We start from the raw sequence: 26,674 nt of genomic DNA on the forward strand, positions 1-26,674 counted from the left end.
AGAACTTGAATGATAATTAGGAAAACAGCAATAAAAGGGCCTAATTGCTTCATTCAAGTTTTCTTTTTGCGAGTTTACCTTGCATTTTATGAAAACATTCATTAGAATAATGAGAGCAAATTTGCTCAAAAGAGGAGTAACATACTATGAAAGAATATCCAGTACAGAAAAATCAGCGATTAACTGTTTCAATTATTGACTTAACACATGAAGGAATGGGCGTCGCTAAAGTTGATGGTTACCCACTATTTATCGAAAATAGTTTGCCAGGTGAAGAAGTTGAAGTATTAGTGATCAAAGTTGGCAATAAATTTGGCTTTGCCAAAGTAGAAAATTGGTTAACTGAAAGTCCAGATCGCCAACCAATTAAAGATGTTGATTTATTGAGAACGGGCATCGCGCCACTTAGCCACTTGAGCTATGAAAAACAATTAGAATTTAAGCAAGAGCAAGTTAAAAATGTCATGAAAAAAATTGCCAAAATGCCTGACGTTCCTGTCTATGAAACTTTGGGAATGGAAAAACCATTTGGCTATAGAAATAAAGCCCAAATTCCCGTTAGACGTGTGGACGGGGAATTAATGACTGGTTTTTATCGCAAAAATAGTCATCAAATGATTGCTATCGATGATTACTATATCCAAGATCCAGCCATTGATGAGGCTATCAGTGTTATCCGAAATATTTTACAACGCTTTGATGTCCGGGCCTATGATGAAGAAAGTCACAAAGGAATGCTTCGTCATATTATTGTTCGACGTGGTCATTACACTCATGAAATGATGGTTATTTTAGTAACTAGAAAAGAAAAATTCTTCAAAGGCGATTTGATTGCTGAAACAATCAACAAGGAGTTACCTGAAGTAGTTTCTGTTATTCAAAATATTAATGAAGATAAAACTAACGTCATTTTAGGTAAAGAGAATCGTGTTTTATTTGGAAAAGATCATATGATTGATAAACTTTTAGGCAATACGTTTAGAATATCACCACAATCTTTCTTCCAAGTAAATACGTTGCAAGCTGAAGTTCTTTATCAAACTGCTATCGATTTTGCTGACTTAAAGAAATCTGATGTTGTCATCGATGCCTATTCTGGAATCGGTACAATTGGTATATCATTAGCGAATCAAGTTAAAGATGTATACGGTGTTGAAGTAACTCGTGAGGCTATTCTTGATGCACAAATTAATGCTGAAAAGAACCACATTGATAATGCCTATTATCAAGTAGGTAAAGCCGAAGTTGTTATGAAAAAATGGTTAGAGCGTGAAATTAATCCAACCGTTATCATTGTCGATCCACCACGTAAAGGATTAGCTGAAAGCTTTATTCAATCTGCAGCTGAAACGAAAGCTAAAAAGGTCGTCTATATTTCATGTAACCCAGCAACACTTGCTCGTGATTTGAAATTATTCCAAGAATTAGGTTACAAAACAGAAAAAATTCAACCTGTCGATTTGTTCCCACAAAGCTATCATACAGAAGCTGTTGCCTTATTAGTAAAGGAGAAATAATGAACTCGAAAGAAAAAATGTTAGAAATCATCAAAAAGAAACAAGGCGGCGGTCGCGTTAAACAGATGGAAACGCCTAAAAATGATCGTCGTAATATGCGCAAAGGTCCTAAGATTTTCAATAAGTAAGATATTGCAAGATGAATAAATGTAAAAGGAAGCCCTCTTTATAAGTCGGCTTCCTTTTATATATTCTTTACTATTTATGTATTGCTCCAAAAATTCTAATATATAGGTTTTGAAATGAATTAAACCAATACTGCTTGGTAAGGGACAAGAAATATTCTGTGCTATTTCTCGACCGATACCAGTAAAAAATTTTAGTTGAGACATTTGCAATGTGTTGATTTGTCATTAAAAATCAGGCATTTTGCTAGCCTTAATAAGAGATTAGATTTTTATAGAAGAGTAGATGTGTTAATTCTTATGAGCAAACTTAGTTGATCGGATCTTGTTGGGTGTCACACCATAATCCTTTTTATAAAGTCTATAAAAGTAGCTGACATCATCATAACCAAAGGATTTTGCTATATCACTAATCTTACTAGTTGAATGAATTATTAACTCATTGGCTTGTTTCATTCGTTGATGGTGGCAATACTGATTGAATCCCATACCAATCTCTTTTTGAAATAACTGACCTAGATAGGCTGAATTCATATTAAATTTATCTGCCAAGACTTTCAAGGAATGATGAGTACTCAAATCACTATTCACAAGTTTCAGAATCTGCTGGATAACAGGAGAGTAACTATGTTCGCTACTCTTCATTTTATCAATTGTTTCATTAATAAATTCGTATAAAAAATCAAATATGCGATTGGTCGTTTTTTGTTTAGTTATACGCTCCATTAAATAGCGGAGTGTACTGATTTCATCTCCTTCGTCTAACCCAAAATCTGAAGAAATACGGTAAAGCATGATACCGATGCCAATTGTGATATTTTGAATGGCGACAGGGTCAAGGTTAGCATTCAAAATATCGGCTTTTAATAACTGGAACTTATCGTAAATATTTTGATGATTACCATCCAAAATCAGCTGTGTCAGTTCTTCTTGAGTAACAATTTCATCAGTCAAGCTATAATCTTTACTGACATCATCTTCATTGATGCAGGTACCAAAACCAAACACTAGACTATAGGATTGAAGCTTTTTGGCTTGTTGAAAGGAAAGGTGGATTTCTTCAATCTCTCTGACAGGCTTACCTAAGGTGAAAAAAACCTCAGGGTAGTGATCATAGGAATGAAGAGTCTCTCTTAGCGTAGTTTCAGAAAGCTTTAGCGAATCATAGATAATCACAATTTCATCAGCAGTTAGTTTTACTAGCTCGATGTCTTCAAAGGATTGCTTTAATAAGTGAACCAGGTCGTTCTTATGCGCAATTGTGGCTTGTTCATTAAACGTGATGTAAGCAACCGCAATTTTTTGCCACGACTTATACGGAACGAGTAATTCTTCCCAATTCTGATAATCCGTAGGTGACAAGTTCTGTAAAAGAATTCTCCGCAAAAAATTATCTTTAAATATTTCACGATCATTTTCAGTCCAGAGCTGTTTTTTCTTGCGTTCATTATTAATTTTTTCGATGGTGGAAGAGACGGTAGTCACTAATTCTGTACGATTAATCGGTTTGATTAAGTAGTTTTCAATGCCCAACAAAATTCCTTCTTTGGCATACTCAAAATCGTCATAGCTACTAATAATGATCGATTTAAAGGGGATGTCTGTCTGCTTAAATTGACTAATCATCTCTAATCCGCTAACTTCGGGCATTCGTATATCTGAAAGAACAAGAGACGGACGGAGCTGATAAAACAAGTGCGTCGCTTCTTCAGCTGATGTAGCTGTTGTAATTGAGTCGATTTCTTGAATTTCTTCTAATAAAATTTGTTTTATTCCTTTAAGGATTAATTTTTCATCGTCAACAAGTAAAATATCCACTTTATGTTCCTCCTTCATTTTGGGGAATCCTTAGAAATACGGTTACCCCACCCCAATCATTGTTACTAATTTGGACACCGTAAGATTCACCAAATAACTCTTTAATTCGATAATTGACATTTAATAGGCCCATCGAATCACTGGACTCAATATCATTATTTTTTAACTGTTCTTGGATGATAGCCATTTTTTCATCGGGAATTCCTTTTCCATTGTCTTTGATTGAAATCAGAATATCACCCTGGTCTTTTTCACATGTAATTTCGATAAAATTACTGTTTGAATGAATGTCAATTCCATGAACGACATAATTTTCAATAAGTGGCTGAATGGAAAGCTTTTCGATTAAACTCGTTTCTAAGTTTTCATCAATTGAAATATCGTAAAAAAGATTGTCTTCATAACGTAGCTCAAATAGTCGCAAATAGGAATCGCAAAAGCTTAGCTCTTCACTTAAAGGAATCAGTTCTTTCCCTTTAATCATATTTTTGTAGAGGCGAGAAGTGTTATAGAGCATTTCTGCGACCGTATCATCTTTATTAATCACTGCTTTCATCCGAATGGATTCTAATGTGTTGTATAAGAAATGCGGATTTATTTGCGAACGCAACGTTTTCATTTGATAATTTTTTTGTTTTATTTCACTAACATAGACATTATCGATATATTGTTTTAATTGGTCGGACATCTCATCCAACCCATTTTGAATTAACCCAAATTCATCTTTGTGACTGACTTCAATTGTCTCAGCTTTATGATAAAAATCACCTTGTTGAATAGAGGTCATTTTCTGTAGAATTAAAAATATTTTCCCCTCTAAATTTCGCAAATGATGAACAATTACAGGTAGCGAAATTAGGATAATGGCAATTGCAATTAGAATAAAATAAAAATAAAGGTGAAAAATAGAATTCCAAATTTTTTTAGAATTGTATTTACTCTGCACTTGATAACTAGAAGACAAATTTTCCTGTTGCATATCTTTCAAATTATCACTCGGTTGATCAGCATCTGAGAGACTTGTATAGATGGTCTCTCCATCCTCTAATAAAAATAAATCACCTGCAGAATCCTTAACTTTCAGATTTAAGTCCTGATAGATAGATTGATTATTAAAAATATAGTAGACATCGGCTACATTATCTAATGTTGAAGGATTATTTAACGTTTTATGAAAAGATAATAAATTTTGATCTGAGCTGTTCAATGCTAAAGAGGTGATTTCTTTAGTTGTAAGTATCTTATCAGGTAGCGGTTTGACAACTTTAGTCAAAAACTCCGAGCCTTTATTTGAAAAAGTAGTCAGTGTTTGTGTTTTTTTGTCATAAAAAATAATTTCGGAAAAACTGGGATAGGAATAAAAAATTTTTTTTATAAAAGTCAATGTTCCAAAATAATTAGAAGATTCGCTATTCATATAACGATCTGTTTTATACTCAAAATAGTCAGTGTACTCCAACTTTAAAAAATTATTTAGATCTTCTAAATCAGGTTGTTGAATAAAAAGTTCATTGGTCAATGTATCGACAATATTTTGTTCTTTAATAATTTCTGTCTTAAGCGTCACGTAATTATTTGTTAGAATATTGGTTTTCTCTTGTCTAATATTCAAAACATAGGAATGGAAAACAAAAAATAGAATGACCACTACTCCGATGATTATAAATAAGTATTGCTGAAAAATCCGCCGAAAAGCATTGATTTTGAAGATATTTAATTTTTCAAATGTTTGTTGAAAAGTCATTTTTTTCAGTCCCTTTTTGTGAATTACTCTTTGCTATTCTATCAGTTAATGAAATGTAATCAAAGCTGATATATAAATAACAGAATAAGCTAAATGTAAACAACAGAAGAGCTGCCGGTAGTTCGCTGAGTATAAGTAAGGCAAATAAGAAATACAATACAGTTAATAAGATTAAAAAAGGTTTAGAAAAAAAGAGAATCAAGCCGTTTTTAGCAATTACAGGTACAGGGTTTTTAAATAAGGCAATTTCAAGACAATAGATTGGGTATAAAGTCAAACTAATAAATCGCAGAATAAAATAAAGCGGCGATAGGAGCGTCAAACTTGGAAAAACTGAATAAAGTAGGCCATCGAAGCTTAACAGAAACAAAAGCAGATGAATCATTAGTAGCGGACTAATTTCTTTGGTGAAGGCTTGTTTATAAGAGCGGAAAAAAAGTTTGTAGATTGCCTCATCAGGTTGATCAATCAGAGTAAACATACTTCTAAACAAAGCCACAGCTGCTGCTGGAACAGTCAGACTTACTAAGAAAAGTAAGAAAGGATAATGATCGATTTGAGCAATCCCAATGAGACTGACAAATAAGACTAGGGGACTGATGAATAGTAGAAATAAAACATTCAATAAAATCAATCGAATAAATAGTTGGGTAATTGAATGGAGGTCATTTGGAAAAATCTTTTTCATAATCTAAAATACATCCTTTCTCAATGCAAGATAGCGCTTACTTACAATATAAAGGACTTCAATTTAATTGTCCATGACTTCAAATGAATCAAATAATGTAACTATAATTCATACAATAAAAGTGAAATTTTACCAATTGAGGAAGCGTTTTCTATTCTGTATGCTTAATACATGAAGACAAGGAGGTAAACAAAATGGAGATAAGCTCTGAAAGAAACAAGAACAAGCACGAGGGAAAGCTAAAGAAAAAATGGAACCGATTCCTTAAAAACAAGGAGCTATTCATTTTATCAGCACCAGGCATTATCTGGTTTGCATTATTTTCCTATTTACCAATGTTTGCAATTTTTGTTGCATTTAAAAGGTTCCGCTTACATGGAAATTTCTTTGAAAGCTTCATGCAGAGTGAATGGGTTGGGTTAGAAAATTTCAATTTTCTATTTAAAAGTGGCGATGCAGCATTAATCGTTCGAAATACAGTTGGCTATAACGTGATTTTCATCCTGATGGGGATTATTATTCCGCTAGCAATGGCATTAATGCTAAATGAAATATTTAGTAAGCAATTATCTAAACTGTATCAGAGTGTGCTTTTTATTCCCTATTTCTTATCAATGGTAGTAGTGAGTTATATCGTGTTTGCATTTTTAGATCCAACAGGCGGGTATGTAAATAGCTTATTAAAAACGATTGGGCTTAAACCTATTCAGTTTTATATGGAGCCTAAGTATTGGCCATTTATCTTAACATTGGTTTCTATATGGAAAACGATGGGCTATAACATGATTATTTATTTGGCGGCCATCTGCGGCTTTGATAAATCTTACTATGAAGCAGCTATGTTAGATGGGGCTTCAAAATGGCAACAAATTAAGCACATAACTTTGCCGATGTTACGACCAGTCATTATTATTTTACTTATTTTAGCAGTGGGTGGGATTTTCAAATCAGATTTTGGACTCTTCTATCAAGTGCCAAAAGATTCTGGAGCATTAATTTCAGTCACACAAACAGTCGACACTTACATTTATCGTGGATTAGCTACGATGGGTGACATTGGGTTGTCAGCTGCTGGTGGTTTATTACAATCAGTCATCGGATTTATTTTAGTTTTAATCACAAATGGAATTGTTAAGAAAATCGATAAAGGACAAGGTCTATTTTAATTAAGGGGGGAAGCTGTTTTGGAAGAAAAAAAACAAACCACATTAGGGGAATCCTTAAACCGATTTGGTCGAGTGAGTAAAAAAACCAATCTATTCATAACTATTCTTTTAGGTATAGTAACATTACTCAGCGTGATTCCTTTTATTTTAGTAATCATCATTTCCTTTACTGATTCGGAAGCAATCCAAAAATTTGGATATCAATTTATTCCTCAAAAATGGAGCTTAGATGCGTACAAAATGATATTTGAGGATGGAGCAGTCTTTCAATCTTTCGGGACAACTATTTTTATTACAGTCGTTGGAACCATTATAGGCGTATTCTTGATGTCAACTTTTGCCTATACACTTTCTAGAAAGAAATATGCGTATCGCGGATTTTTATCCAAATACTCGATTATTCCAATGCTTTTTAGCGGTGGGATAATTGGAAATTATATCGTTATCGTAAATATCTTAGGATTACGTAATTCAATTTGGTCACTAATCTTACCACTTTGTATGAGTACATTCTCAATTATGATTTTACGAACGTTTTATCAGATGTCTGTACCTGAAGCATTAATCGAATCAGCCTATATGGATGGCGCAAGCGAATGGACTATTTATTTCAAAATTATCTTACCATTGTCCCTTCCAGGGTTGGCAACGATTGCATTGTTCTTAACATTAGGCTACTGGAACGATTGGTTTAGTGCATTACTATATATTGATAGTAACAAGATTGTGCCTTTGCAATATCTGTTAATGAAGATGGAAACGAATATCGAATTTATCGCAAATAATGCGGGTAAGATGGGAATGACAGCCAATAATGCTCTTCCTACAGAGACCATTAAGATGGCGGTAGTTGTTTTATCAACTGCTCCAATCTTGATTGCCTATCCATTCTTCCAAAAATATTTTATTGGTGGTTTAACAATTGGTGCAGTAAAAGAATAATTTAGGGTAATATAGATGACATGGTCATCTAATTAAAAAATATAGGAGGCTTCATTTTATGTTTAAACGGAAAAAAGTTTTTGGGGTTGCATTGTTAGCTTTATCAGCAGTGTTATTGACTGCTTGTGGTGGAAAAAAAGAGGATGCAAAAGATTCAGATACCGTGAATTTAACTTGGTATATGACAGGAATTCCGCAAAAAGATATCGAGAAGGTCAATGATGCAGTTAATAAATACACAAAAGATAAATATGACTTAACAGTTACGTTAAACCAAATCGACTGGGGCGAATACGATCAAAAAATGAGCGCTTTAGTGAATGCTGGAGAATCGTTTGACTTAGCTTTTACCGCTTCATGGCTTGGTGGATTTAACTACCTAACAAATGCCCGAAAAGGTGGATTTTTGGATATCACAGATTACTTGAATGGTGATAACAAAGCGCTAAAAAGCGAACTTGATGAAAAATTCTGGCAAGGTGCTGAGATTGACGGAAAAATTTACGTAGTCCCAACGCAAAAAGAAATTGCTGCGACAGAATTCTTCGTCTTTAACAAAGAATTAGTTGATAAGTATAAAGTTCCTTATGAAGATATTAAAACATATGCAGACTTAGAGCCTTGGTTGAAAAAAATCAAAGAAGAAGAAGGCATTTTCCCATGGTACATGTCTGAAGGATATAAAAATCCTTACGAATTTGACGAGTTAAATACTTCTGTAGGAATTAACTTAGAAGGCGATCAAGATAAAATTACTGATTATTATTTTGAAAAACCATATGAGGAACGTGTAACTAAAGTCAGAGAATTTATGAATGCTGGCTATATTAACGAAAATGCTGCTTTGGCTAAACAAACAGACATCGTTGGTAAAGACTGGTTTGTAACATCAACTGTAATGGGTCCATTGGATACAGCTACAGTAAAAGACCAAGTGAAAAAAGATGTAGTCGTTACTCAAATGACAGATTCAATTGTAACCAATGCCTCAGCTGTAGGTGCTGGAACTGTTGTTGGCGCGAACTCTGAGCATCCAAAAGAAGCAATGAAACTATTAGAAGCAGTCAACACAGACCCAGAACTAATGAATCTATTAGCTTATGGAATTGAAGGGACTCATTATGAAAAAACAGGTGATGACACAATTAAATGGTTAGATGCACACAGTAATTATACAACTCCTTACTATATGTTCGGTAGCTACTTCAATCTGTACCATGCTGAAGGTGCGCAAGCAGATGAGTGGGACGTATTGAAAGAATATAATGCTAATGCAACTCCTTCACCTGCTTTAGGGTTCAATTTTGATACAACAAGTGTCTCAACACAAATTGCGGCATTAAATAATGTGCAAGAAGAATTTAAAAACTTAATTAATACTGGTTCGGTTGATCCAAAAGAAAATCTTGAAAAAATGGAAACAAAAATGAAAGCAGCCGGATTAGATGATGTAGTAAATGAAATGCAAAAGCAATATGATGAATGGAAAAAATAAACTAAATTAACGAAATTGTGAAAAATCTGATAGTACGCTGAGTAATTAAGCAGCTCAGATTTTTCACTTTTTCTTTCTTATAAGGAGAATAGGTATGGCAATTCGTGGTGATATTGAAGAAGTAAAAGGCACTGAGGATGATCCTTCTATCGGTATGACGGAAGGACTACTAGCAAAACTTGAAAATTTTCAAGATATGAAGTTAGGCGTAATTTTCCATTGGGGATTATATGCCGAAGCAGGAATTGTTGAGTCTTGGCAATTATCTGAAGAGGATGAATGGGCGAGAAAAGATCCTTGGAGACAGGACTTAGAAACATTGAGAAAAGATTATTGGGATTTGAGTTACTCGTTTAACCCAACCCAATTTAATCCTCAAGACTGGGCAGAAAAATGTCGAGCAGCAGGATTTAAATACATGCTTTTTACGACAAAGCATCATGACGGCTTTAACATGTATGATACCAAGCTTTCTGACTACAAAATCACTTCAGAAAAATATCCTTTTCATTCTAATCCCAAAAGTGATGTCCTGAAAGAATTATTCAATGCTTTCAGAGGGCAAGGAATGACAGTTGGCGCCTATTACTCTAAAGCAGATTGGCATTCACCGTATTATTGGGTACCCGGTCAATCGCCTGTTGGACGCTATACTAGCTATTCAGTAGCAGAAGATCCGATTATGTGGAACCGATTTGTCTCATTTGTTCACGGACAATTAACGGAAATAATGAGCAATTACGGCGCTGTTGATATTTTATGGCTAGATGCTGGCTGGGTGGGTCCTCAAACAGGAGAAAATTTACAGATGGCTCAACTTGCTGCAAAGCTGCGCCAACTACAGAAAGACTTGATTATTGTTGACCGAACAATCGGGGGACCTTACGAAAATTATGTGACGCCAGAACGAGCAGTCCCAGACATTCCACCGAAAAAAGTTTGGGAGAGTAATATTCCACTGGCCAATAATTGGGGCTATGTACCAAATGATCACTATAAATCGCTGAAAGAAATTATTCATTTACTTGTTAATGTAGTGACAAAAGGTGGAAACCTAATTTTAGGTGTTGGACCAAAACCAGATGGGACGTTACCTGAAGAAGCTGAGAAATTACTAGTCGGATTAGGTGAATGGCTCGATAGTTTTGGTGAAGGGATTTATGGAACAAGAGCAGTCGGAACTCAATCAGATAGTAAGTGGAAGTTGACGCAAAAAGGTCAAAAACTATTCGCTTTCTACTTAATTGAAGAGGGTGAACAAACTGTTTCTCTTGATATAAACTCGTTAGGCATAGAGCTAGAATCAGTCACTAGAGTTTCTGTTCTATCAACCAATGAGGAGTTATTTGTGCAATCCTCTGGTGAGTATCTGGTACCTCTAGGTAAGGAGCAGCTAGCAATCGGCGTATGCATCGAGACAATATAAGCCAGTCATTCATAGTAAAGTTAGGAGAAAGAAGTTAATGGAAAATAATCAAGAGCAGTCTAGTCATTTTAATTTTGAGACGGACTATCCAACTGAAAAAGTAGCAGATGAAGCAGTCTTAGCTACTTGGTTTGTAGACGTACAACCGCAGCAGGTTATCCAATTCTTTCGTATAAAGAATAGTGATATGTCGGAGGAAGATTTTGAGATTTGTGTTATGGACGAACAAGTTCAAATTCGTGCGATTGCACTGAATGGTCTGTTTTATGGTTGGCAAGAAGTCAAAACTAAGTTGGACGAAAAGCAGTTGAGTAATCAATTGGTTAGTTATTCACCGAGTATGAAAGAGCGTTCTTTAATGCTTGATATGGGGCGAAAGTTCTACTCGAAAGAATGGATTTTTTCTTTAATTGACCATATGTGCCAATTGAAGCTGAACACTCTGCAACTCCATTTTTCAGAGAATGAAGGTTTTCGGATTGAGTCAGAACGCTATCCAGAAATCGTCTCTGACGAATATCTAACGAAAAAAGAAGTGCGTGAGATTATTGCTTACGCAAAAGAACGGTTCATACAAATTATTCCTGAGCTAGACACACCAGGACATTTAAAGAATTTCTTGAAGCATTATCCTGAATGGCGACTTGAACGAGTTGGCGAACCAAATGAGTTTTTAGATCATCGAGCGTTGGATATTACTAATGAAGAAGCGGTCTCTGCTGTTTATCATTTACTCACTGAATATTTTGAATTATTTGAGGACAGTACGTATTTTCATATTGGTGCAGATGAATTTATCGACTTTGATGCTTTTCATGAATACCCTACATTGCAAGAAGCAGCCAGAAAGAAATATGGAGATGCAGCAACGGGGATTGAACTTTACATTGATTACACCAATCAATTAATTCAGAAAACGAATCAGGCAGGCTTCATTTCGCGAGTCTGGAATGATGGATTCTATCGGAATAATCAATCATCATTAGTTACTTTATCAAAAGAGGTGCAAATCACTTATTGGACGCGTTGGAACAAAAATATGGCAAGTATTCATGAGTATGTTGATTTGGGTTATGAAGTGCTAAATTTTAATGATAATTATTTCTACTTTGTCTTAGGGGAAGCAGCTGGCTATACGTATCCTACAGCCGAAAAAATTGGAGCTGATTGGGATATTCACTTATTTGCTCAAAATCAACGTATCACTGAGACAGAATTGAAAAGTATCATCGGGAGCTCGTTTTCAGTTTGGGCTGATCAACCGGCAGCTCTCACGGAAATACAAGTAATGGAAAAACTTTTGGATCCACTAAAAGCGTATGCTGAAAAATTATGGATAAATGAGGAAAACGAATGTTAATAAGAGAACGAATTCAACGAATGAATCAAGAATTAAAAAAGAGAGAAATAAAAGAAAAAGTAGCTTTAACAAATTTAACACTAAAGGATGGGGAACAACTGATTCCTTATCAATCAGGCCAATATTTTGGACAAAAAAATCACTATTATATAATTACTGGAGAAATCACAATTCAGGATGAGTGGCTAGAGGAGGAGCTGAGCTTAGGTATCTTTTCATCAGAAACAGAGTGGGATAATGCGACGAATCCGCAACTGACTCTTTTTCTAGATGATGAATTAATTCAAGCTTTAGATGTTAATCATAGAGAGGCAATCATTCCACAATCGATAATCAAACGAAAGTCGTTGCGATTCCGTCTGGAAGTTTTCAGTGGTAGGGAAGAAAAACAGTTTCCACTATTCATCTATCTTCAACAAATCGACCGCGCAACACGTAATTGTTATTACGATTTCTATGTCGCTTTAGAAAGTTGGCGTTCGGTTCAAGGGGAGACGGCTAATGAATTGATTTATGAAGAGGTGTTGCAGCATGCTGCGCAATTTCTTGATTTTCGGACAAGCTATTCGCCTGACTATTATGAAGGTATCGAACAAGCGAGCAATTATTTGAAACAACATTTATATGAAAGAGAAGATTTTCAAAGTATTGCGACAGTCTTAGCTGTCGGTCATACACATATCGATATTGCCTGGCTTTGGACGGTTCAACAAGCGATTGAAAAAGGGCAACGAAGTTTTTCAACGGTCTTGAAGTTGATGGAAGAGTATCCAGATTATACTTTTATTCAAAGTCAGCCACAAATGTATCAATTTATTAAAGAACAATACCCTACGTTGTATGCAGCGATTGAAGAAAAAATTAAAGAACATCGATGGGAACCAGAAGGGGCTATGTGGGTGGAAGCTGATTGTAATCTGACTTCAGGGGAATCACTCGTACGTCAAATTGTTCACGGAAAACAGTTTATTAAAGAGGAGTTTGGTCGAGAAAGTCAGGTTCTTTGGTTGCCAGATGTTTTTGGTTATTCAGGTGCTTTGCCACAAATTTTGAAGAAAACCAATACACCCTATTTCATGACGACAAAGCTTTCTTGGAATCAGTTTAACCAAATTCCTTTTGATACTTTCTATTGGCAAGGGATTGATGGCAGTGAAGTGTTAACTCATTTTATTACGACCGTCAGTGAAGGCTACAGTCCGACTCCATATTACACAACTTATAATGGGTTATTGGATCCATATTCAGTACGTGGCAGTTGGGATCGTTATCAACAGAAAAATATTAACAATGAAGTACTCGTAGCATATGGCTACGGCGATGGTGGTGGTGGACCGACTCGTGAGATGCTAGAAGTTGCTTCTCGTTTAAAAAATGGGTTACCAGGGATTCCAAAGGTTCAATCAGGTTTTCCAAAAGATTATTTTCAACGTTTAGAAAAGCGCCTGGAGAATGAACAAGTACCCCGTTGGCGAGGGGAGCTTTACTTTGAATACCATCGAGGAACGTATACCTCAATTGCTAAGAACAAAAAGAATAATCGAGAAGTGGAAACTTTACTTCAATCTTTAGAAAAAATATATGTTCACTATGGTTTAGCTGATTACCCTAAAGCGGAACTTGATTCTATGTGGAAGAAAACACTATTGAATCAGTTTCATGACACACTTCCAGGAAGTTCTATTAAAGAAGTCTATGATCAAACGGACAAAGAATATGCTGAAACAAAAGAATTAGGTGCACAATTACTAAACAAGTTGCTACTTGGTCAAGAAGAGGAAGCACAGAATATTTTGGTCTACAATCCTCTCTGCAAAGATAGAAATATAGTTGCCAAAGTGAAGGTAGCTCCTAATGAACAGCTTTTCTTAAACGGCGAGCGGATTACCCAGCAAGCGACTTCAACAGGAGAGTCCCTGATTTATCTGCCAAATGTTCCGGCTATGAGTGAAAGGATTTTAACTAAGACAACAGATAATCAAGTGATCGATACAACACGAAATCAAGTATCCACTAAAACAGCTGTTGGAAAATATTTTGAGACTGAATTTTATAAAGTTACGTTTAATGATTCCTTTGAGATTATTTCAATGATTGATAAAAATACGCAAAGAGAGATTGTAACACCGGGTCAAACGCTCAATCGACTGGTTGCCTATGAAGATCTGCCGTTGAACTTTGATGCGTGGGATATTGATATTTATTACAAAGAAAAATCTTGGCCAGTTAATTCAGTGATTTCTGCTGAGTTTGTTGAAACTGGTGATATACGTGAGAGCCTTAAAATCACTCGGAAATTCGAGGATTCTTCCGTCGATCAATTGATTCATTTTTATAAAAATAGTGCACGAGTTGATTTTGAAACAACCGTTGATTGGCACCAGCAACATGTCTTGTTGAAAGCTCATTTCCCAATCGATGTGAATACACTTAAAGCGACTTTTGATATTCAATTTGGAAATGTGGAACGTCCGATTCATACAAATACTTCGTGGGATCAAGCAAGATTCGAAGTATGTGGTCAAAAATGGGTAGATTTATCAGAAGGTAACTATGGCGTCAGCGTGATGAGCGATAGTAAATACGGCTTTAACGTTGGCTATAAAGAAATTGGGATTACCCTAATTAAATCGGCTACAGATCCAAATCCTGAAGCAGATCAGGGGATTCATCAATTCACTTATTCAATTCTGCCACATGTTGGAAGCTGGAAAGAGGCACAGACTGTTGAAGAAGCACTTGATTTAAATACCCCTGCGATTGTCCATGAAATTGCTGAGTCTAAAGTCAAAGAAATTAAGCAGATAACGAACTGGTGCCAACTTGAAGAAAAGAATATCTTACTTGATACGGTGAAAAAATCTGAAAAAGAGCAGCAAGTCGTAGCTAGAATGTATGAGTTCCATAATAGTACAACAGCAGCTGTACTAGCTGTTAATGAAAAAGTGAAACGCGCTGTATTATGTGATTTATTGGAGAATGAGTTGGAAGAGTTAGAGATAAATGAGCAACAAGTGGTGGTTCATTTCCAACCTTTCGAAATCCAAACAATCAAATTCTATTTATAAAAAATAGGACAGAAGAGAAGTGAAAAGGAGTGAACGGATCTATGGCTATGGATATTTCACAATTACTTGAAAAAATGACTCTTAAAGAGAAAGTTGGTCAGTTGAATCAACGATTATATGGTTGGGAAGTCTATGAGAAAAAAGATGGGAATATTTATTTAACCGAAAAATTTAAAGAAGAAGTTAATAGATGGGGCTCAATCGGCTTTATTTATGGTTTGTTCCGCTCTGATCCTTGGTCAGGAAAAAATAGAGAAACCGGTCTATCTGCGACTGAGGCTATCGAGATGAGTAGACTGGTTCAACATTATTTAAAGAAGCATACACGTTTAGGTATTCCGGCCTTCTTATCAGAAGAATGTCCTCATGGGCATCAAGCATTGGATTCGTTGACAACCCCTGCAAATTTTTCAGTTGGTATGAGTTGGAATCCTGAATTGTATGAAAAAGTTCAGGCAATTGTTGCTGGTGAAATTCGAGCAAAAGGTGCGCATTTAGGTTTGATTTCTTCGCTAGATGTTTCAAGAGACCCTCGATGGGGACGTACTGAAGAATGCTTTAGTGAAGATCCATTTTTGACTAGTCAATATACAATTGCAGCAGTTAAAGGACTTCAAGGGAATTCCCCAGAGACCATCGATAAAAATCATGTGCTAGCGGTGCTAAAGCATTTTGCTGCGCAAGGCTCTGCGATGGGTGGACATAATTCTGGACCTGTTGGAATTGGACAACGGGAGTTCCGTGAAATTCATTTACCAGCTATGCGTCAGGGAATTGCCCATGGCGCGCAAATGACTATGGCAGCTTATAATGATCTAGATGGAATTCCGTGTCACGGTAATGACCAGTTATTGAATGGGATTTTACGTGAAGAACTAGGGTTTGAGGGTGCTGTTATGGCAGATGGTTGTGCCTTAGATCGCTTAGTTGAAGTGACTGGAAATCCAGTCGATGCTGCAGTCTGGGGAATTACAAGTGGAGTGGATATCAGTCTTTGGGACGAAGTATATCCTTATTTGGAAGAAGCAGTCGCTAGTGGGCAACTGTCTGAATCGATCATCGATCAGGCCGTGCTCCGTGTGCTGGATTTGAAAAATAAAATAGGTTTATTTGAAGAGGCAACACCTGCAGTTACCGATGTTTCAGCAGCTGAGAAAAAGCATCTTTCTGTTTCACTGGCTAAGGAGTCGATGGTACTTTTAAAAAATGAAGGAAATCATTTACCCTTAGAAAAAGAATCTGGCCAGACATTGGCTGTAATCGGTCCTAATGCGAATAAATTGTACAATCAGTTAGGCGATTATACACCATTTAAAAATGAAGAAAATTGTCTGACTGTTTTTGAAGGGATTCAGCAGAGATGCGCGGAATTAGATATCCAAGTGAACTATGAGCAAGGCTCTGAGATTACTTCGGTACTACCTGATGGAGTTAAAAAAGCAATGGCAGTAGCACAGTCAGCAGATAAAATTATCGTTGTGTTAGGTGGCTCTAGTGCGCGCGATTTCTCTACAACTTTTGATACGAATGGCGCTGCTATCTCTGGGTCAAATGAGATGACCAGCGGAGAGAACATTGATGTTGCTGATCTGAGAATTCCAAAAGCACAGGTTGATTTGGTAAAGGAATTAAGTCAATTAGATAAACCGATAATTGGTGTCTTTATTCAAGGTCGTCCACATATTTTATCCGAAGTTGAACCTTATTTGGATGGAATCTTACTCGCTGGCTATCCAGGTGAACATGGTGGTGAAGCTGTGGCTAGTCTTCTTTTTGATGAGTCACCTTCTGGAAAACTAGCCATGTCAATTCCCGCACACAATGGACAGTTACCTGTTTATTATAATTACCGAGATATTGCTTTTAAGAAGGATTATCTGGATGATAACGGCCAGCCACAGTTCCCGTTTGGCTATGGACTGTCTTATACTAACTTTAAGATTAGCGGTTTAGCAATTAATGTAGAGGCACAGTCAGAAAATTCTCTTGAAGATGTTGATAATCAGAAAAATGCTAATCCAGTGGTGCGCGTCACAGGAACGCTAACGAATACCGGCAAGTTTCCTGGAGCCGAAGTGGTGCAGGTCTATCTGAAAAGTCATCAAACGCGAGTGATTACCCGTGTGAAAGAGTTGAAAGGTTTTAAAAAAGTTGCTCTTTTGCCGACTGAAAGCAAAATGTTTGAGATTATTTTGACAGCTTCAGAATTGACAGAGCTAAATGAAGAGTTAGCTTATCAGTTAATCAAAGAGGCTACTTTATCCGTTGAATGTACGAATAATCATTTTCAACAAAAAATCACAATATAGATAACGTAATTTATGGGAGTGGAGCCTTTGTGTTCCGCTCTTTATCTATTTCTGAATGTCAAAGATCTATTAAGCTAACTAGAAATTAGCGGGGATTTATTTTTATAAACTAAGATAGGACAGTTATACATGTCTCTATCCTAGCTTAGTTATTTTTAATAACTATATCTAAAAATCTAATTGTTTTGAAGTAGATTATTTGATGAACAAAAAAGTATATTAACAGAACCAAAAAAATGGAATAGGTCTATATTAGCGGCGCTTAATTGATGTAGTATCTTTGGGTGAAAAAAGACTGAAAACCTTTTTAATTACGAGTGTTTTCGAATATACAAATATTTATTTACCTGTTATAATTACTTGAATACTGACAATTATTTTATACATAGGGGGATTTAAATGAAAAAATTTGTGAAATTGGGGATTGTTTTAACTATTTTATCTAGCTCATTTTCGCCAATTTTTGTTCAAGCAACTGAGCAAGTAACCAATACATATACAGCGGCTGAACAAAATGCAACTATAGAGGAAGCGATGACTACTGAAGAAAGTTCCGAAGAGTCGGTTGAATCTACGGTAGCGACTACTACTGTTCCTGAGCAACAAACGACTGAATCAAGTCTAGTTGAATCATCGACTGAAACCGCAACAACTGAAACATCAAGTGAGACAACAATCACAAGTGAACCTGAGACGGAGGCTACTACTCAAACAAGTAGTGAGCAACCAGAGGAAGAAAAGCCAAGTAAGGTAAAAACAGTAGCGATAGTAGGCGCTGAAGGAAAACCGGTGAAAACCGATATCTACGTAACGATTACAGCGAAAAATTTTGACTTATGGAAAGATTTTAAGTGGAATCCAGTAGACAAAAAAGAACAATATTTCCAAAAAACATTTCATGTGAAAGAATCTTATTCCCATGAAAATGGCAAGAAGTATCTGGCTTTGTATAATAAAAAAGGGACTTTGATTGGTTATATCGAAGAAGCTATGACGACTAAAGGAACAAGCCAAGCGGGTGCACCGATTACTATCTCTGAATATGTAACAGTAACGAATAGAAATCATGTGGTCTGGGGTCATTTGTACAACAAGAAAAATGGTCGTTCAGATAAGTTATTTAATAAGACGTATTTAGCCAAGGAAGTCTATACACATTTTGACGGCATTAAATATTATTCTTTGTATGACAAAAAAGGCAAGTGGTATGGCTATTTGAATAGTGTGGCAGTGACTACTGCGACTAGTGCAGCCGGTGCACCTATCAAAAATAATGAATACGTAACGGTCACAAATGGCAATCATGTGGTTTGGTCTAACTTGTACGATGGTAGAAAAGGCCGTTCAAACACGTTATTAAATAAGACGTATCTGGCAAAAGAATATTATACACATTATGATGGCATTAAATATTATTCCTTGTATGATAAAAATGGCAAGTGGTATGGTTATTTGAATAGTGTGGCAGTAACCGTTGGTAAAGGGGCATATGGTGCGCCTATCAAATCCAATGAATATGTTACAGTAACAAATCGTAATCACGTAGTTTGGTCGAGTTTATATAATGGGAAAAAAGGCCGTTCTAGTGCCTTATTAAATAAAACTTATCTTGCAAAAGAGTATTATACGCATTATGATGGCATCAAATATTATTCTTTATACGATAAAAAAGGCAAGTGGCATGGCTATTTGAATAGTGTGGCAGTAACGGTCGGTAAGGGTGCATATGGTGCACCAATCAAGACGACAGAATATGTGACGGTGACAAATGGTAATCATGTGGTCTGGTCAAGTATGTATGATAAAAGAAAAGGTCGTTCTAGCGCATTACTAAATAAAACTTATTTAGCCAAAGAATATTATACGCATTACGATGGCATCAAATATTATTCACTCTACGACAAAAAAGGCAAGTGGTATGGGTATTTAAACAGTGTGGCAGTTAAAAAAGGGAACGGACAAGCTGGTGTGCTGATTCCGACCTCAAAATATGTGACTGTTACAAATCCAAATCATGTAGTTTGGAATAATTTCTATAATTCAAGAAAAGGGACTTCTCGCTCATTGTACAATAAAGTTTACCATGTGAGAGGTTACTATACGCATTATGATGGAGTAACTTACTATTCAATGTATGATCAAAAAGGTCGTTGGGTAGGTTATTTAAATAAAGTAGCTGTTCGGGAAAAACAAGCGGCAGCAGCTTATCTAGGTATTTCACGGGCAAATGTTGTGAATCAATTAAGCCGTAATCAAAATAATGGCTATTATTTGGGAACCCCGTACAAGGGTCTAGGTGCAGGTGGCTACTCGAACGCGGAACGCTTCATGGTCCCACGTGGTGCACCGAACAGATATGGTGTAGGCATGAACTGTACAGGATTTGTAGCTCATGCGATTAAGCATAGTGGTGCGAATATGAATAAGATTACAGGTGTGGCTAATAGCTATGGTGGGCTTGCCAATGCATACAATTGGCGCGATGCATTATTGAAAAACACAATGCATTATTCATTTAATTCAGTTAGTGATCTTCTGAAAAGTGGAAAAGCTAAAAAAGGGGATATTCTATACTTTGAAGCAGATTTCAGTAAACCAAATCCAGATTGCCATATTGCTTTCTTCTGGGGCAACAAACCTTCAGAAAATAAAACTTGGCATCAAGTAGGACGTGGGAACATCATCTCTAATATCTTTTCAGGAACACCTTATTCTAAAGTTTATTTAATTCCTTTAGACTAAAAAACTGAAGTATCAACAAAAAATTGACTATTGAACAGAATTATTGCTGCGAAAAAACAAGCTTAGTTAAGTTTGGCTCGCAGCATATCTAGTACCTCGGTATTAGTTTTTTCTGTTCAATAGTTTTTTTACGAAGAATTTTAAGTGGAAAAAGCACCATTTTGTGAAGAAATGTGTTATTTTTATTTCAAAAGGAAAGGGGCGATTGTCGTGGAAATTTTAGTCATAATTGAAGAAGCACAGCTCGAACGCAGCAGCATTATATATAGTAAACTTGATACAAAAAAAACGTTGGTTCAATTCTCACCAGAATTTTCATTAGCAGAAGGAACATTAGGTGAACTGTATCAAAAAGAGGGGATTTCAGGAATTCGTCGTCTTTTTTATGAAAACTTTCATTGGCAGCCGGATGGTTATGTTCGAGTGAAATTAAACGAACTGATAACGGTGGTCGGTAATATCATGCCTGAAGGTGTTGAAATGGCAGAGGAGACTCTACTATTGAGTGATCTGCCTATGAAAATGAGCTATCATCTAAGCGAAAATGATGATTTTGCAGTTTTTCATTTCCAACGAGCAGTCCTCAAAGCACTGGCAAAAACAATTGGTAAAAAACAAAATTTGTTTAAAGTGCCACACTATTTATCGCTCTTATCAAAAATTTGTGAGACGAATTTAAACAACAGCCAGTTCTTTTCGCTTCTGAAAGGCTATGCCAGTCTACAAGATGTCCAATCGACTAAGTTGATTATTCCAGTACCAGAAACGTATGAAATTCAAAAGGACGAATCTGGTTTGTCTGTAAAAATGACGGATAGCGAACGGAATATACAAATTCTCGAAAACCTCATAAAAGATTCATAAAGTCTTGTTACACTATAAGAAAATGAATAGAGGAGGAAAGAACATGAAAACAATCTGGCTTCAAAGATTAATGAAATGGACAACCGCTTTTCAAAAATTTATGCGAGGGCGTTATGGCCGATTCGACCAATTAAATAAAACTTTGTTTGTATTAGTTTTAATTTGTTTAGTCTTGACTCCCTGGTTGCCGTTTCAATTAGGCAGAATACTAGCTGTAATCGGACTTATTTTATTGTATGGTCGATTTTTCTCGAAGAAAATTTATCCACGTAGCAATGAAAATCAGGCTTATATTCGAAGAGTCGCTAAGGTCAAAGGCTTCTTCACAAAACGTAAACAGACGATTTCTGATAAACGTACCTACGTCTTCTTTGCCTGTCCACATTGTCAACAAAAGATGCGAGCTCCGAGAGGAAAAGGACGTATCCGAGTGACCTGTTCTAATTGTCATGAACATTTTGAGCAAAAGGTCTAATTTGATTGGTAAGATAAAAAAACGAACGATTCTCTAAAAATAATAAAAACTGTTCACTTTTCTCTCAAGGTGGACTTTTTTTTGTGCTATAATTAGAAAAACATTAGAGGAGGAAGAAAAATGCGTGGCATATTAACAGTTGTTGGGAAAGATAAAGTGGGGATTATTGCGGGGGTTAGTCAAGAATTAGCTAATCTGAATCTGAATATTTTAGATGTTTCGCAGACAATCATGGATAGTTATTTTACGATGATGATGGTTCTTTCTTTAGAGAATAAGACGCTCTCGTTTGAAGAAATTCGTCAACGTTTAAATACATTAGGCGAATCTTTAGGCGTGACTATCCAAATTCAAAATGAAGAAATTTTCAATACGATGCATAAATTATAAAAGGAGCGAAATTCATGGAAACCAATCAAATTCTTGAGACGATTCGGATGATTGAAGAAGAGCATCTGGATATACGAACGATTACAATGGGGATTTCACTGTTGGATTGTATCGATAGTGACAGCGAAAAGGCTTGTCAAAAAATATATGATAAAATTACGCGTTTAGCGAAAAATTTAGTCGCAGTTGGTGACCAAATTGAAGCTGAATACGGGATTCCAATCATCAATAAACGAATTTCAGTGACACCGATTGCATTGGTGGCTGCAGCCAGTGATGAAACGGATTATATCATGTATGCGAAAACTTTGGATCGCGCGGCTGAGGCTGTGGGCGTTAATTTTATTGGTGGATTTAGTGCGCTAGTAGAAAAGGGTTATCAGCATGGTGATGAAATTTTGATTAACTCGATTCCTCAGGCTTTAGCTGAGACGAATTTCGTATGCTCATCGGTGAACATTGGCTCGACGCGCGCAGGAATTAATATGGATGCAGTAGGACACATGGGACGAATTATTAAAGAGACCGCTGAAAAATCGGATATGGGCTGTGCTAAATTAGTGGTGTTTGCCAATGCAGTGGAAGACAATCCATTTATGGCAGGTGCTTTCCATGGTGTTGGTGAGGCAGACTGCGTAATTAACGTCGGAGTGAGTGGTCCTGGTGTGGTAAAGCGTGCACTGGAAAAAGTTAAGGGTGAACCGTTTGATGTAGTGGCTGAAGTTGTTAAACAAACGGCCTTTAAAATTACTAGAATGGGGCAGATGGTCGGTCGCATTGCTTCGGAACGTTTAGGAGTTGCTTTCGGAATTGTTGATTTATCCTTAGCACCAACTCCCGCGGTCGGCGATAGTGTGGCTTATATTTTGGAAGAAATGGGTCTAGAATCTGTCGGAACCCATGGGACAACTGCGGCTTTGGCTTTACTCAATGATGCAGTCAAAAAAGGTGGCGTAATGGCGTGTAGTCATGTCGGTGGTTTGTCAGGTGCATTTATTCCTGTCTCAGAAGATGCTGGAATGATTGAAGCTGTAAATAATGGCGCGTTAAACTTGGAAAAACTTGAAGCTATGACCGCTATTTGTTCAGTTGGGTTAGATATGATTGCAATTCCTGGTGAAACCTCGGCCGAGACAATTGCAGCGATGATTGCTGATGAAGCTGCAATTGGTGTGATTAATCATAAAACGACTGCGGTTAGAATTATTCCTGCTAAAGACACGAAGGTAGGAGATATGGTAGAATTTGGAGGGCTACTTGGCCGAGCACCGGTGATGAAAGTCAACGAGTACGGCTCAGCAGCATTTATTTCAAGAGGAGGTCGGATACCCGCACCTATCCACTCCTTTAAAAATTAGGGGGAATTTTGTGTTAGAAGCATTTATTTGGGATTTCGATGGAACCTTGTATGATACCTATCCAGTGATGGTGGATGCAGTCCAACAAACCTTATCGGATTATGGTTTTAAAGCTGACAAGGAATTGATTTATAAAGTAATGAAACAGCGCTCGACGAAAGAGTTGCGAGAACGCTATTCTTTGACAGAGGAACAATTTACACCAAAATTTCATAATTATGAAGCAGCGGATCAACGAATTTCACCGCCTTTCAAAGAAACCAAAGAGGTTTTAGAGCAAATTGTGAAAAACGGCGGAACTAATTATGTTTTAACTCATCGTGGAACAGCCTCGACTTGGGAACTATTAAAACACGATCAATTAGATACATTGGTGGAGGAAGTTATTGGCTTGGACATGGATTTTCCAAGAAAGCCTGATCCAACTTCATTAAATTTTTTAATCGAAAAATATGGTTTAAATAAGGAAAATACCATTATGATTGGTGATCGAAAACTTGATATTGACGCGGGAATAAACGCCAATGTTGTGACATGTTTATTTGATATTGATCACTTTTTAGGTGAAGTCAATGCGACTCATGTGGTGCATAATCTAAAAGATATTCTCAGCTTACCTCATACAGAAGAGTAAATTTTTACATACTTAATGTCTGTTACTAAACTTTTGAGCATCCTTAGGTAGAAATTTAGCCGATTTTTCTCTAGATTTTCTGTAAGATGCTGGGTTAAAATTATCTTAAAAATAGAGTGTTATTTATATGGTTATGCTATAATTTGTATGAAGGAGTGTGATTTTTGTGGAATTAAAAAGACACAAAGAAATCGTTGAAGCGTTTCACTTTGATAAAAAAAATCCTGAAGTGGAAGCTGAAACAGAGTTAAAGGTTGGTTTTGCCCCTTTGACATCCAGTGATCCAGACTATCCAAAAGAAAATAGCATCATTGGCGTGAGATTGGAATTCAAAGTAGTATTTGAAGAGTTTCTTCTTTCAGGTGCTGTTAGTCAAGTAAATCATTTTATCAATCAAAAAATTGATAGCCAAGATGATTTGAGTCAAGAGGAAGCAGATAAATTAGTCGCTCCTCTGTTTGATATCGTTAAGCGGATGACTTACGAAATTACTGAAATTGCCTTAGATCAACCAGGTGTTGAATTAAACTTTCAATCACAAAAAAAACCTGAATAAAATATACTAGAATAACTAAGACTATTTTGACTGTGCGGAGAAACATTCGTACAGTTTTTTTGTCAGCTCCACTAGTATAAGTATAGTAATAGAATGGTATGCGTAGGCTAATAATGGAATTGGGATTCACCTTGATGCATTCCTCGACCTTGCTTGATTTTTTAGAAACTGTTGTCAGCAAGACCTCTTTTTACCTTGCGATAGCTTTAAACTATCACGATTAGGGTATCCATATAAGAAAATAGAGCAAATTATTCCCAAAGTTTACTTATTTAAAGTAAACTAAGAATATCATGAAGGATTTGGTCTATCCAGATTCTTCAAGTGTACTGTTGAAGAATGGTCACTGAGGAACCTTTACTTCCTATGATGGACTTGTCATTCATAAAAATTTTACGAGGAGGAAATGAAATGACAACACTCATCACTGTTTTAGTGGTTCTGATTTTTGCGGTATTTCTGTACGGCTTCTATCAGTTACAAAAGCGTCATGCGAAATTCTCAACACGAGTATTTTCTGCATTAGGCGTAGGTATCATTTTTGGGTTATTGATTCAACTAATTTTAGGAACAAAAAGTGCGGCAACTGTTCAGGCAATGGACTGGATTAGCGTAGTCGGGAATGGCTATGTAGCCTTTCTACAAATGCTGATTATGCCTTTAGTTTTTGTTTCAATCGTGGGTGCCTTTACCAAAATGAAGGTCTCAGAAAAATTAGGTAAGATTAGCGCGTCTGTTTTAGCGACTTTATTAGGGACAACCGCTGTGGCGGCCTTAATTGGTATCGGAACAACGCTATTATTCGGTTTACAAGGAGCAACTTTCACAGAAGGATCTGCAGAAACTGCTCGAATTGCTGAGTTAGCAACGCGTCAAGAAACAGTTGAAAACTTATCTGTTCCACAACAAATTTTATCGTTTATTCCTAGAAATGTCTTTGCTGACTTCGCCGGTACACGAGCTACAAGTACCATCGGTGTGGTAATTTTTGCAGCCTTTGTGGGTGTGGCTTATCTTGGAATTAAGAGAAAAGCGCCTAAGGAAGCGGAATTTTTTGCAAATTTAATCGATAGTTTATACAAATTAACGATGCGAATTGTGACCTTAGTCTTACGCTTGACGCCTTACGGGGTATTAGCGTTAATGACGAATGTTATGGCGACAAGTGATTTTGCAGCGATTATGAACTTAGGAAAATTCGTCCTTGCTTCATATGTCGCATTAATTCTAGTCTTAGTTGTACATTCATTGGTCTTAATATCGGTCAAAGTGAGTCCCATCACGTATTTCAAAAAAGCTTTCCCCGTCTTAAGCTTCGCGTTTACGTCACGTTCAAGTGCCGGAGCTTTACCTTTAAATATTGAAACACAAACCAAAGCCTTAGGTGTCGATGAAGCAACAGCTAACTTTGCTGGAAGCTTTGGCTTATCGATTGGACAAAATGGCTGTGCCGGTGTTTATCCAGCAATGCTCGCTACCATCGTTGCACCAACTGTTGGTATCGATGTCTTCAGTTTAGAATTTATTTTGATGTTAGTAGCTGTTGTAACAATCAGTTCATTCGGTGTAGCCGGAGTCGGTGGGGGTGCAACATTCGCTTCACTAATCGTCCTAGGCTCAATGAACTTGCCTGTAGCCATTGTCGGACTTGTAATTTCAGTAGAGCCATTAATCGACATGGCTAGAACAGCCGTAAACGTCAGCGACAGTATGTTAGCCGGCGTCGTAACAAGTAGCCACATCAAAGAATTAAATCGAGAAACACTAAACGACAGTACCAAGCTTATTGATGTACAAGCATAAAACTTTATAAAAGAAATACAACTCTCAATTAACAAGGCCTAACCAGCCTTGTTTTTTTGTCAGTTCCACTAATATAAGTACATTAGTGGAATGGTATGCGTAGGCCGATAAAGGGAAAATGTTTCATTTTCCTTCCATACTTGGCCCTAGAGCCAGAATCGTTCATACAGGAACACACAGTTGAGGTAATATAA

General features: G+C 36.5%; 20 protein-coding genes. 17 read left to right on the forward strand and 3 right to left on the reverse strand.

Going from position 1 to position 26,674, the window contains the following annotated elements; genetic code table 11:
* Positions 1-146 precede the first annotated feature (146 nt).
* Together rlmD and BAU15_RS15850 are read left to right on the forward strand one after the other, a co-directional pair.
* On the forward strand, positions 147-1,517 hold the full coding sequence (gene rlmD / locus BAU15_RS03540) for a 23S rRNA (uracil(1939)-C(5))-methyltransferase RlmD (protein ID WP_161841390.1): 1,371 nt from the start codon (positions 147-149) through the stop codon (positions 1,515-1,517).
* Entirely contained in the window at positions 1,517-1,645 is a 129-nt protein-coding gene (locus BAU15_RS15850) for a hypothetical protein (RefSeq protein WP_272927907.1), read from the forward strand. Before rlmD ends, BAU15_RS15850 begins: the two co-directional genes overlap by 1 nt.
* Positions 1,646-1,933: 288 nt before the next feature.
* Here BAU15_RS15850 and BAU15_RS03545 read toward each other — a convergent pair whose 3' ends face one another.
* From BAU15_RS03545 to BAU15_RS03555, 3 genes are read right to left on the reverse strand one after another with little or no spacing between them, the layout of a single operon-like run.
* A complete protein-coding gene (locus BAU15_RS03545) occupies positions 1,934-3,460 on the reverse strand; it encodes a response regulator transcription factor (protein WP_161841391.1) in 1,527 nt (508 codons plus the stop codon).
* 1 nt (position 3,461) lies between these two features.
* On the reverse strand, positions 3,462-5,204 hold the full coding sequence (locus BAU15_RS03550) for a sensor histidine kinase (RefSeq protein WP_161841392.1): 1,743 nt from the start codon (positions 5,202-5,204) through the stop codon (positions 3,462-3,464).
* A complete protein-coding gene (locus BAU15_RS03555) occupies positions 5,182-5,892 on the reverse strand; it encodes a DUF624 domain-containing protein (protein WP_161841393.1) in 711 nt (236 codons plus the stop codon). The genes BAU15_RS03550 and BAU15_RS03555 overlap by 23 nt, the downstream gene beginning before the upstream one ends.
* 194 nt (positions 5,893-6,086) lie before the next feature.
* Between BAU15_RS03555 and BAU15_RS03560 the strand changes: the two genes are divergently transcribed.
* The 15 genes from BAU15_RS03560 (at position 6,087) to BAU15_RS03630 (ending at position 26,480) form a co-directional block, all read left to right on the forward strand.
* Entirely contained in the window at positions 6,087-7,058 is a 972-nt protein-coding gene (locus BAU15_RS03560; RefSeq protein WP_161841394.1) for an ABC transporter permease, read from the forward strand.
* An 18-nt stretch (positions 7,059-7,076) separates the two neighbouring features.
* Entirely contained in the window at positions 7,077-8,000 is a 924-nt protein-coding gene (locus BAU15_RS03565; protein ID WP_161841395.1) for a carbohydrate ABC transporter permease, read from the forward strand.
* Between the two features lie 58 nt (positions 8,001-8,058).
* Entirely contained in the window at positions 8,059-9,495 is a 1,437-nt protein-coding gene (locus BAU15_RS03570) for an ABC transporter substrate-binding protein (RefSeq protein ID WP_161841396.1), read from the forward strand.
* Positions 9,496-9,589: 94 nt separating this feature from the next.
* Positions 9,590-10,921 (forward strand): alpha-L-fucosidase, encoded by a 1,332-nt coding sequence (locus tag BAU15_RS03575; RefSeq protein WP_161841397.1) that lies wholly within the window; start codon positions 9,590-9,592, stop codon positions 10,919-10,921.
* A gap of 37 nt (positions 10,922-10,958) precedes the next feature.
* The gene (locus BAU15_RS03580) at positions 10,959-12,281 is read left to right on the forward strand and encodes a family 20 glycosylhydrolase (RefSeq protein ID WP_161841398.1); all 1,323 of its coding nucleotides are present in this window, start codon (positions 10,959-10,961) and stop codon (positions 12,279-12,281) included.
* A complete protein-coding gene (locus BAU15_RS03585; RefSeq protein ID WP_161841399.1) occupies positions 12,275-15,349 on the forward strand; it encodes an alpha-mannosidase in 3,075 nt (1,024 codons plus the stop codon). Before BAU15_RS03580 ends, BAU15_RS03585 begins: the two co-directional genes overlap by 7 nt.
* Positions 15,350-15,390: 41 nt before the next feature.
* Positions 15,391-17,658 carry a glycoside hydrolase family 3 N-terminal domain-containing protein gene (locus BAU15_RS03590; protein WP_237580123.1) on the forward strand — a complete coding sequence of 756 codons (2,268 nt, stop codon included), beginning with the start codon at positions 15,391-15,393 and terminating at the stop codon, positions 17,656-17,658.
* A gap of 399 nt (positions 17,659-18,057) precedes the next feature.
* Entirely contained in the window at positions 18,058-20,400 is a 2,343-nt protein-coding gene (locus tag BAU15_RS03595; RefSeq protein ID WP_161841400.1) for a hypothetical protein, read from the forward strand.
* 144 nt (positions 20,401-20,544) lie between these two features.
* Positions 20,545-21,264, forward strand: a complete 720-nt coding sequence (locus BAU15_RS03600; protein ID WP_161841401.1) for an LCP family protein — start codon at positions 20,545-20,547, stop codon at positions 21,262-21,264.
* 43 nt (positions 21,265-21,307) lie between these two features.
* Positions 21,308-21,739: a hypothetical protein gene (locus BAU15_RS03605; RefSeq protein ID WP_161841402.1), complete on the forward strand. Its 432-nt coding sequence runs from the start codon at positions 21,308-21,310 to the stop codon at positions 21,737-21,739.
* Between the two features lie 120 nt (positions 21,740-21,859).
* Positions 21,860-22,129: an ACT domain-containing protein gene (locus tag BAU15_RS03610; RefSeq protein ID WP_161841403.1), complete on the forward strand. Its 270-nt coding sequence runs from the start codon at positions 21,860-21,862 to the stop codon at positions 22,127-22,129.
* Positions 22,130-22,143: 14 nt separating this feature from the next.
* Positions 22,144-23,487, forward strand: coding sequence for a PFL family protein (locus BAU15_RS03615; protein WP_161841404.1), 1,344 nt, complete (start codon positions 22,144-22,146; stop codon positions 23,485-23,487).
* A 10-nt stretch (positions 23,488-23,497) separates the two neighbouring features.
* Positions 23,498-24,121 carry an HAD-IA family hydrolase gene (locus BAU15_RS03620; RefSeq protein WP_161841405.1) on the forward strand — a complete coding sequence of 208 codons (624 nt, stop codon included), beginning with the start codon at positions 23,498-23,500 and terminating at the stop codon, positions 24,119-24,121.
* A 166-nt stretch (positions 24,122-24,287) separates the two neighbouring features.
* Complete coding sequence (locus BAU15_RS03625) at positions 24,288-24,677, forward strand: DUF1149 family protein (RefSeq protein WP_161841406.1); 390 nt, start codon at positions 24,288-24,290, stop codon at positions 24,675-24,677.
* Between the two features lie 411 nt (positions 24,678-25,088).
* The gene (locus BAU15_RS03630) at positions 25,089-26,480 is read left to right on the forward strand and encodes an L-cystine transporter (protein WP_161841407.1); all 1,392 of its coding nucleotides are present in this window, start codon (positions 25,089-25,091) and stop codon (positions 26,478-26,480) included.
* Positions 26,481-26,674: the final 194 nt, after the last annotated feature.

It is taken from the genome of Candidatus Enterococcus huntleyi, assembly GCF_009933175.1.
GTDB lineage: Bacteria > Bacillota > Bacilli > Lactobacillales > Enterococcaceae > Enterococcus_K > Enterococcus_K huntleyi.

What these genes read in the sequence shown, in the direction of transcription:
- rlmD (WP_161841390.1), top strand. Translation starts at nt 147, where the DNA reads ATGAAAGAATATCCAGTACAGAAAAATCAGCGATTAACTGTTTCAATT.
- BAU15_RS15850 (WP_272927907.1), top strand. Translation starts at nt 1,517, where the DNA reads ATGAACTCGAAAGAAAAAATGTTAGAAATCATCAAAAAGAAACAAGGC.
- BAU15_RS03550 (WP_161841392.1), bottom strand. Translation starts at nt 5,204, where the DNA reads ATGACTTTTCAACAAACATTTGAAAAATTAAATATCTTCAAAATCAAT.
- BAU15_RS03555 (WP_161841393.1), bottom strand. Translation starts at nt 5,892, where the DNA reads ATGAAAAAGATTTTTCCAAATGACCTCCATTCAATTACCCAACTATTT.
- BAU15_RS03560 (WP_161841394.1), top strand. Translation starts at nt 6,087, where the DNA reads ATGGAGATAAGCTCTGAAAGAAACAAGAACAAGCACGAGGGAAAGCTA.
- BAU15_RS03570 (WP_161841396.1), top strand. Translation starts at nt 8,059, where the DNA reads ATGTTTAAACGGAAAAAAGTTTTTGGGGTTGCATTGTTAGCTTTATCA.
- BAU15_RS03575 (WP_161841397.1), top strand. Translation starts at nt 9,590, where the DNA reads ATGGCAATTCGTGGTGATATTGAAGAAGTAAAAGGCACTGAGGATGAT.
- BAU15_RS03580 (WP_161841398.1), top strand. Translation starts at nt 10,959, where the DNA reads ATGGAAAATAATCAAGAGCAGTCTAGTCATTTTAATTTTGAGACGGAC.
- BAU15_RS03585 (WP_161841399.1), top strand. Translation starts at nt 12,275, where the DNA reads ATGTTAATAAGAGAACGAATTCAACGAATGAATCAAGAATTAAAAAAG.
- BAU15_RS03590 (WP_237580123.1), top strand. Translation starts at nt 15,391, where the DNA reads ATGGCTATGGATATTTCACAATTACTTGAAAAAATGACTCTTAAAGAG.
- BAU15_RS03595 (WP_161841400.1), top strand. Translation starts at nt 18,058, where the DNA reads ATGAAAAAATTTGTGAAATTGGGGATTGTTTTAACTATTTTATCTAGC.
- BAU15_RS03605 (WP_161841402.1), top strand. Translation starts at nt 21,308, where the DNA reads ATGAAAACAATCTGGCTTCAAAGATTAATGAAATGGACAACCGCTTTT.
- BAU15_RS03610 (WP_161841403.1), top strand. Translation starts at nt 21,860, where the DNA reads ATGCGTGGCATATTAACAGTTGTTGGGAAAGATAAAGTGGGGATTATT.
- BAU15_RS03615 (WP_161841404.1), top strand. Translation starts at nt 22,144, where the DNA reads ATGGAAACCAATCAAATTCTTGAGACGATTCGGATGATTGAAGAAGAG.
- BAU15_RS03630 (WP_161841407.1), top strand. Translation starts at nt 25,089, where the DNA reads ATGACAACACTCATCACTGTTTTAGTGGTTCTGATTTTTGCGGTATTT.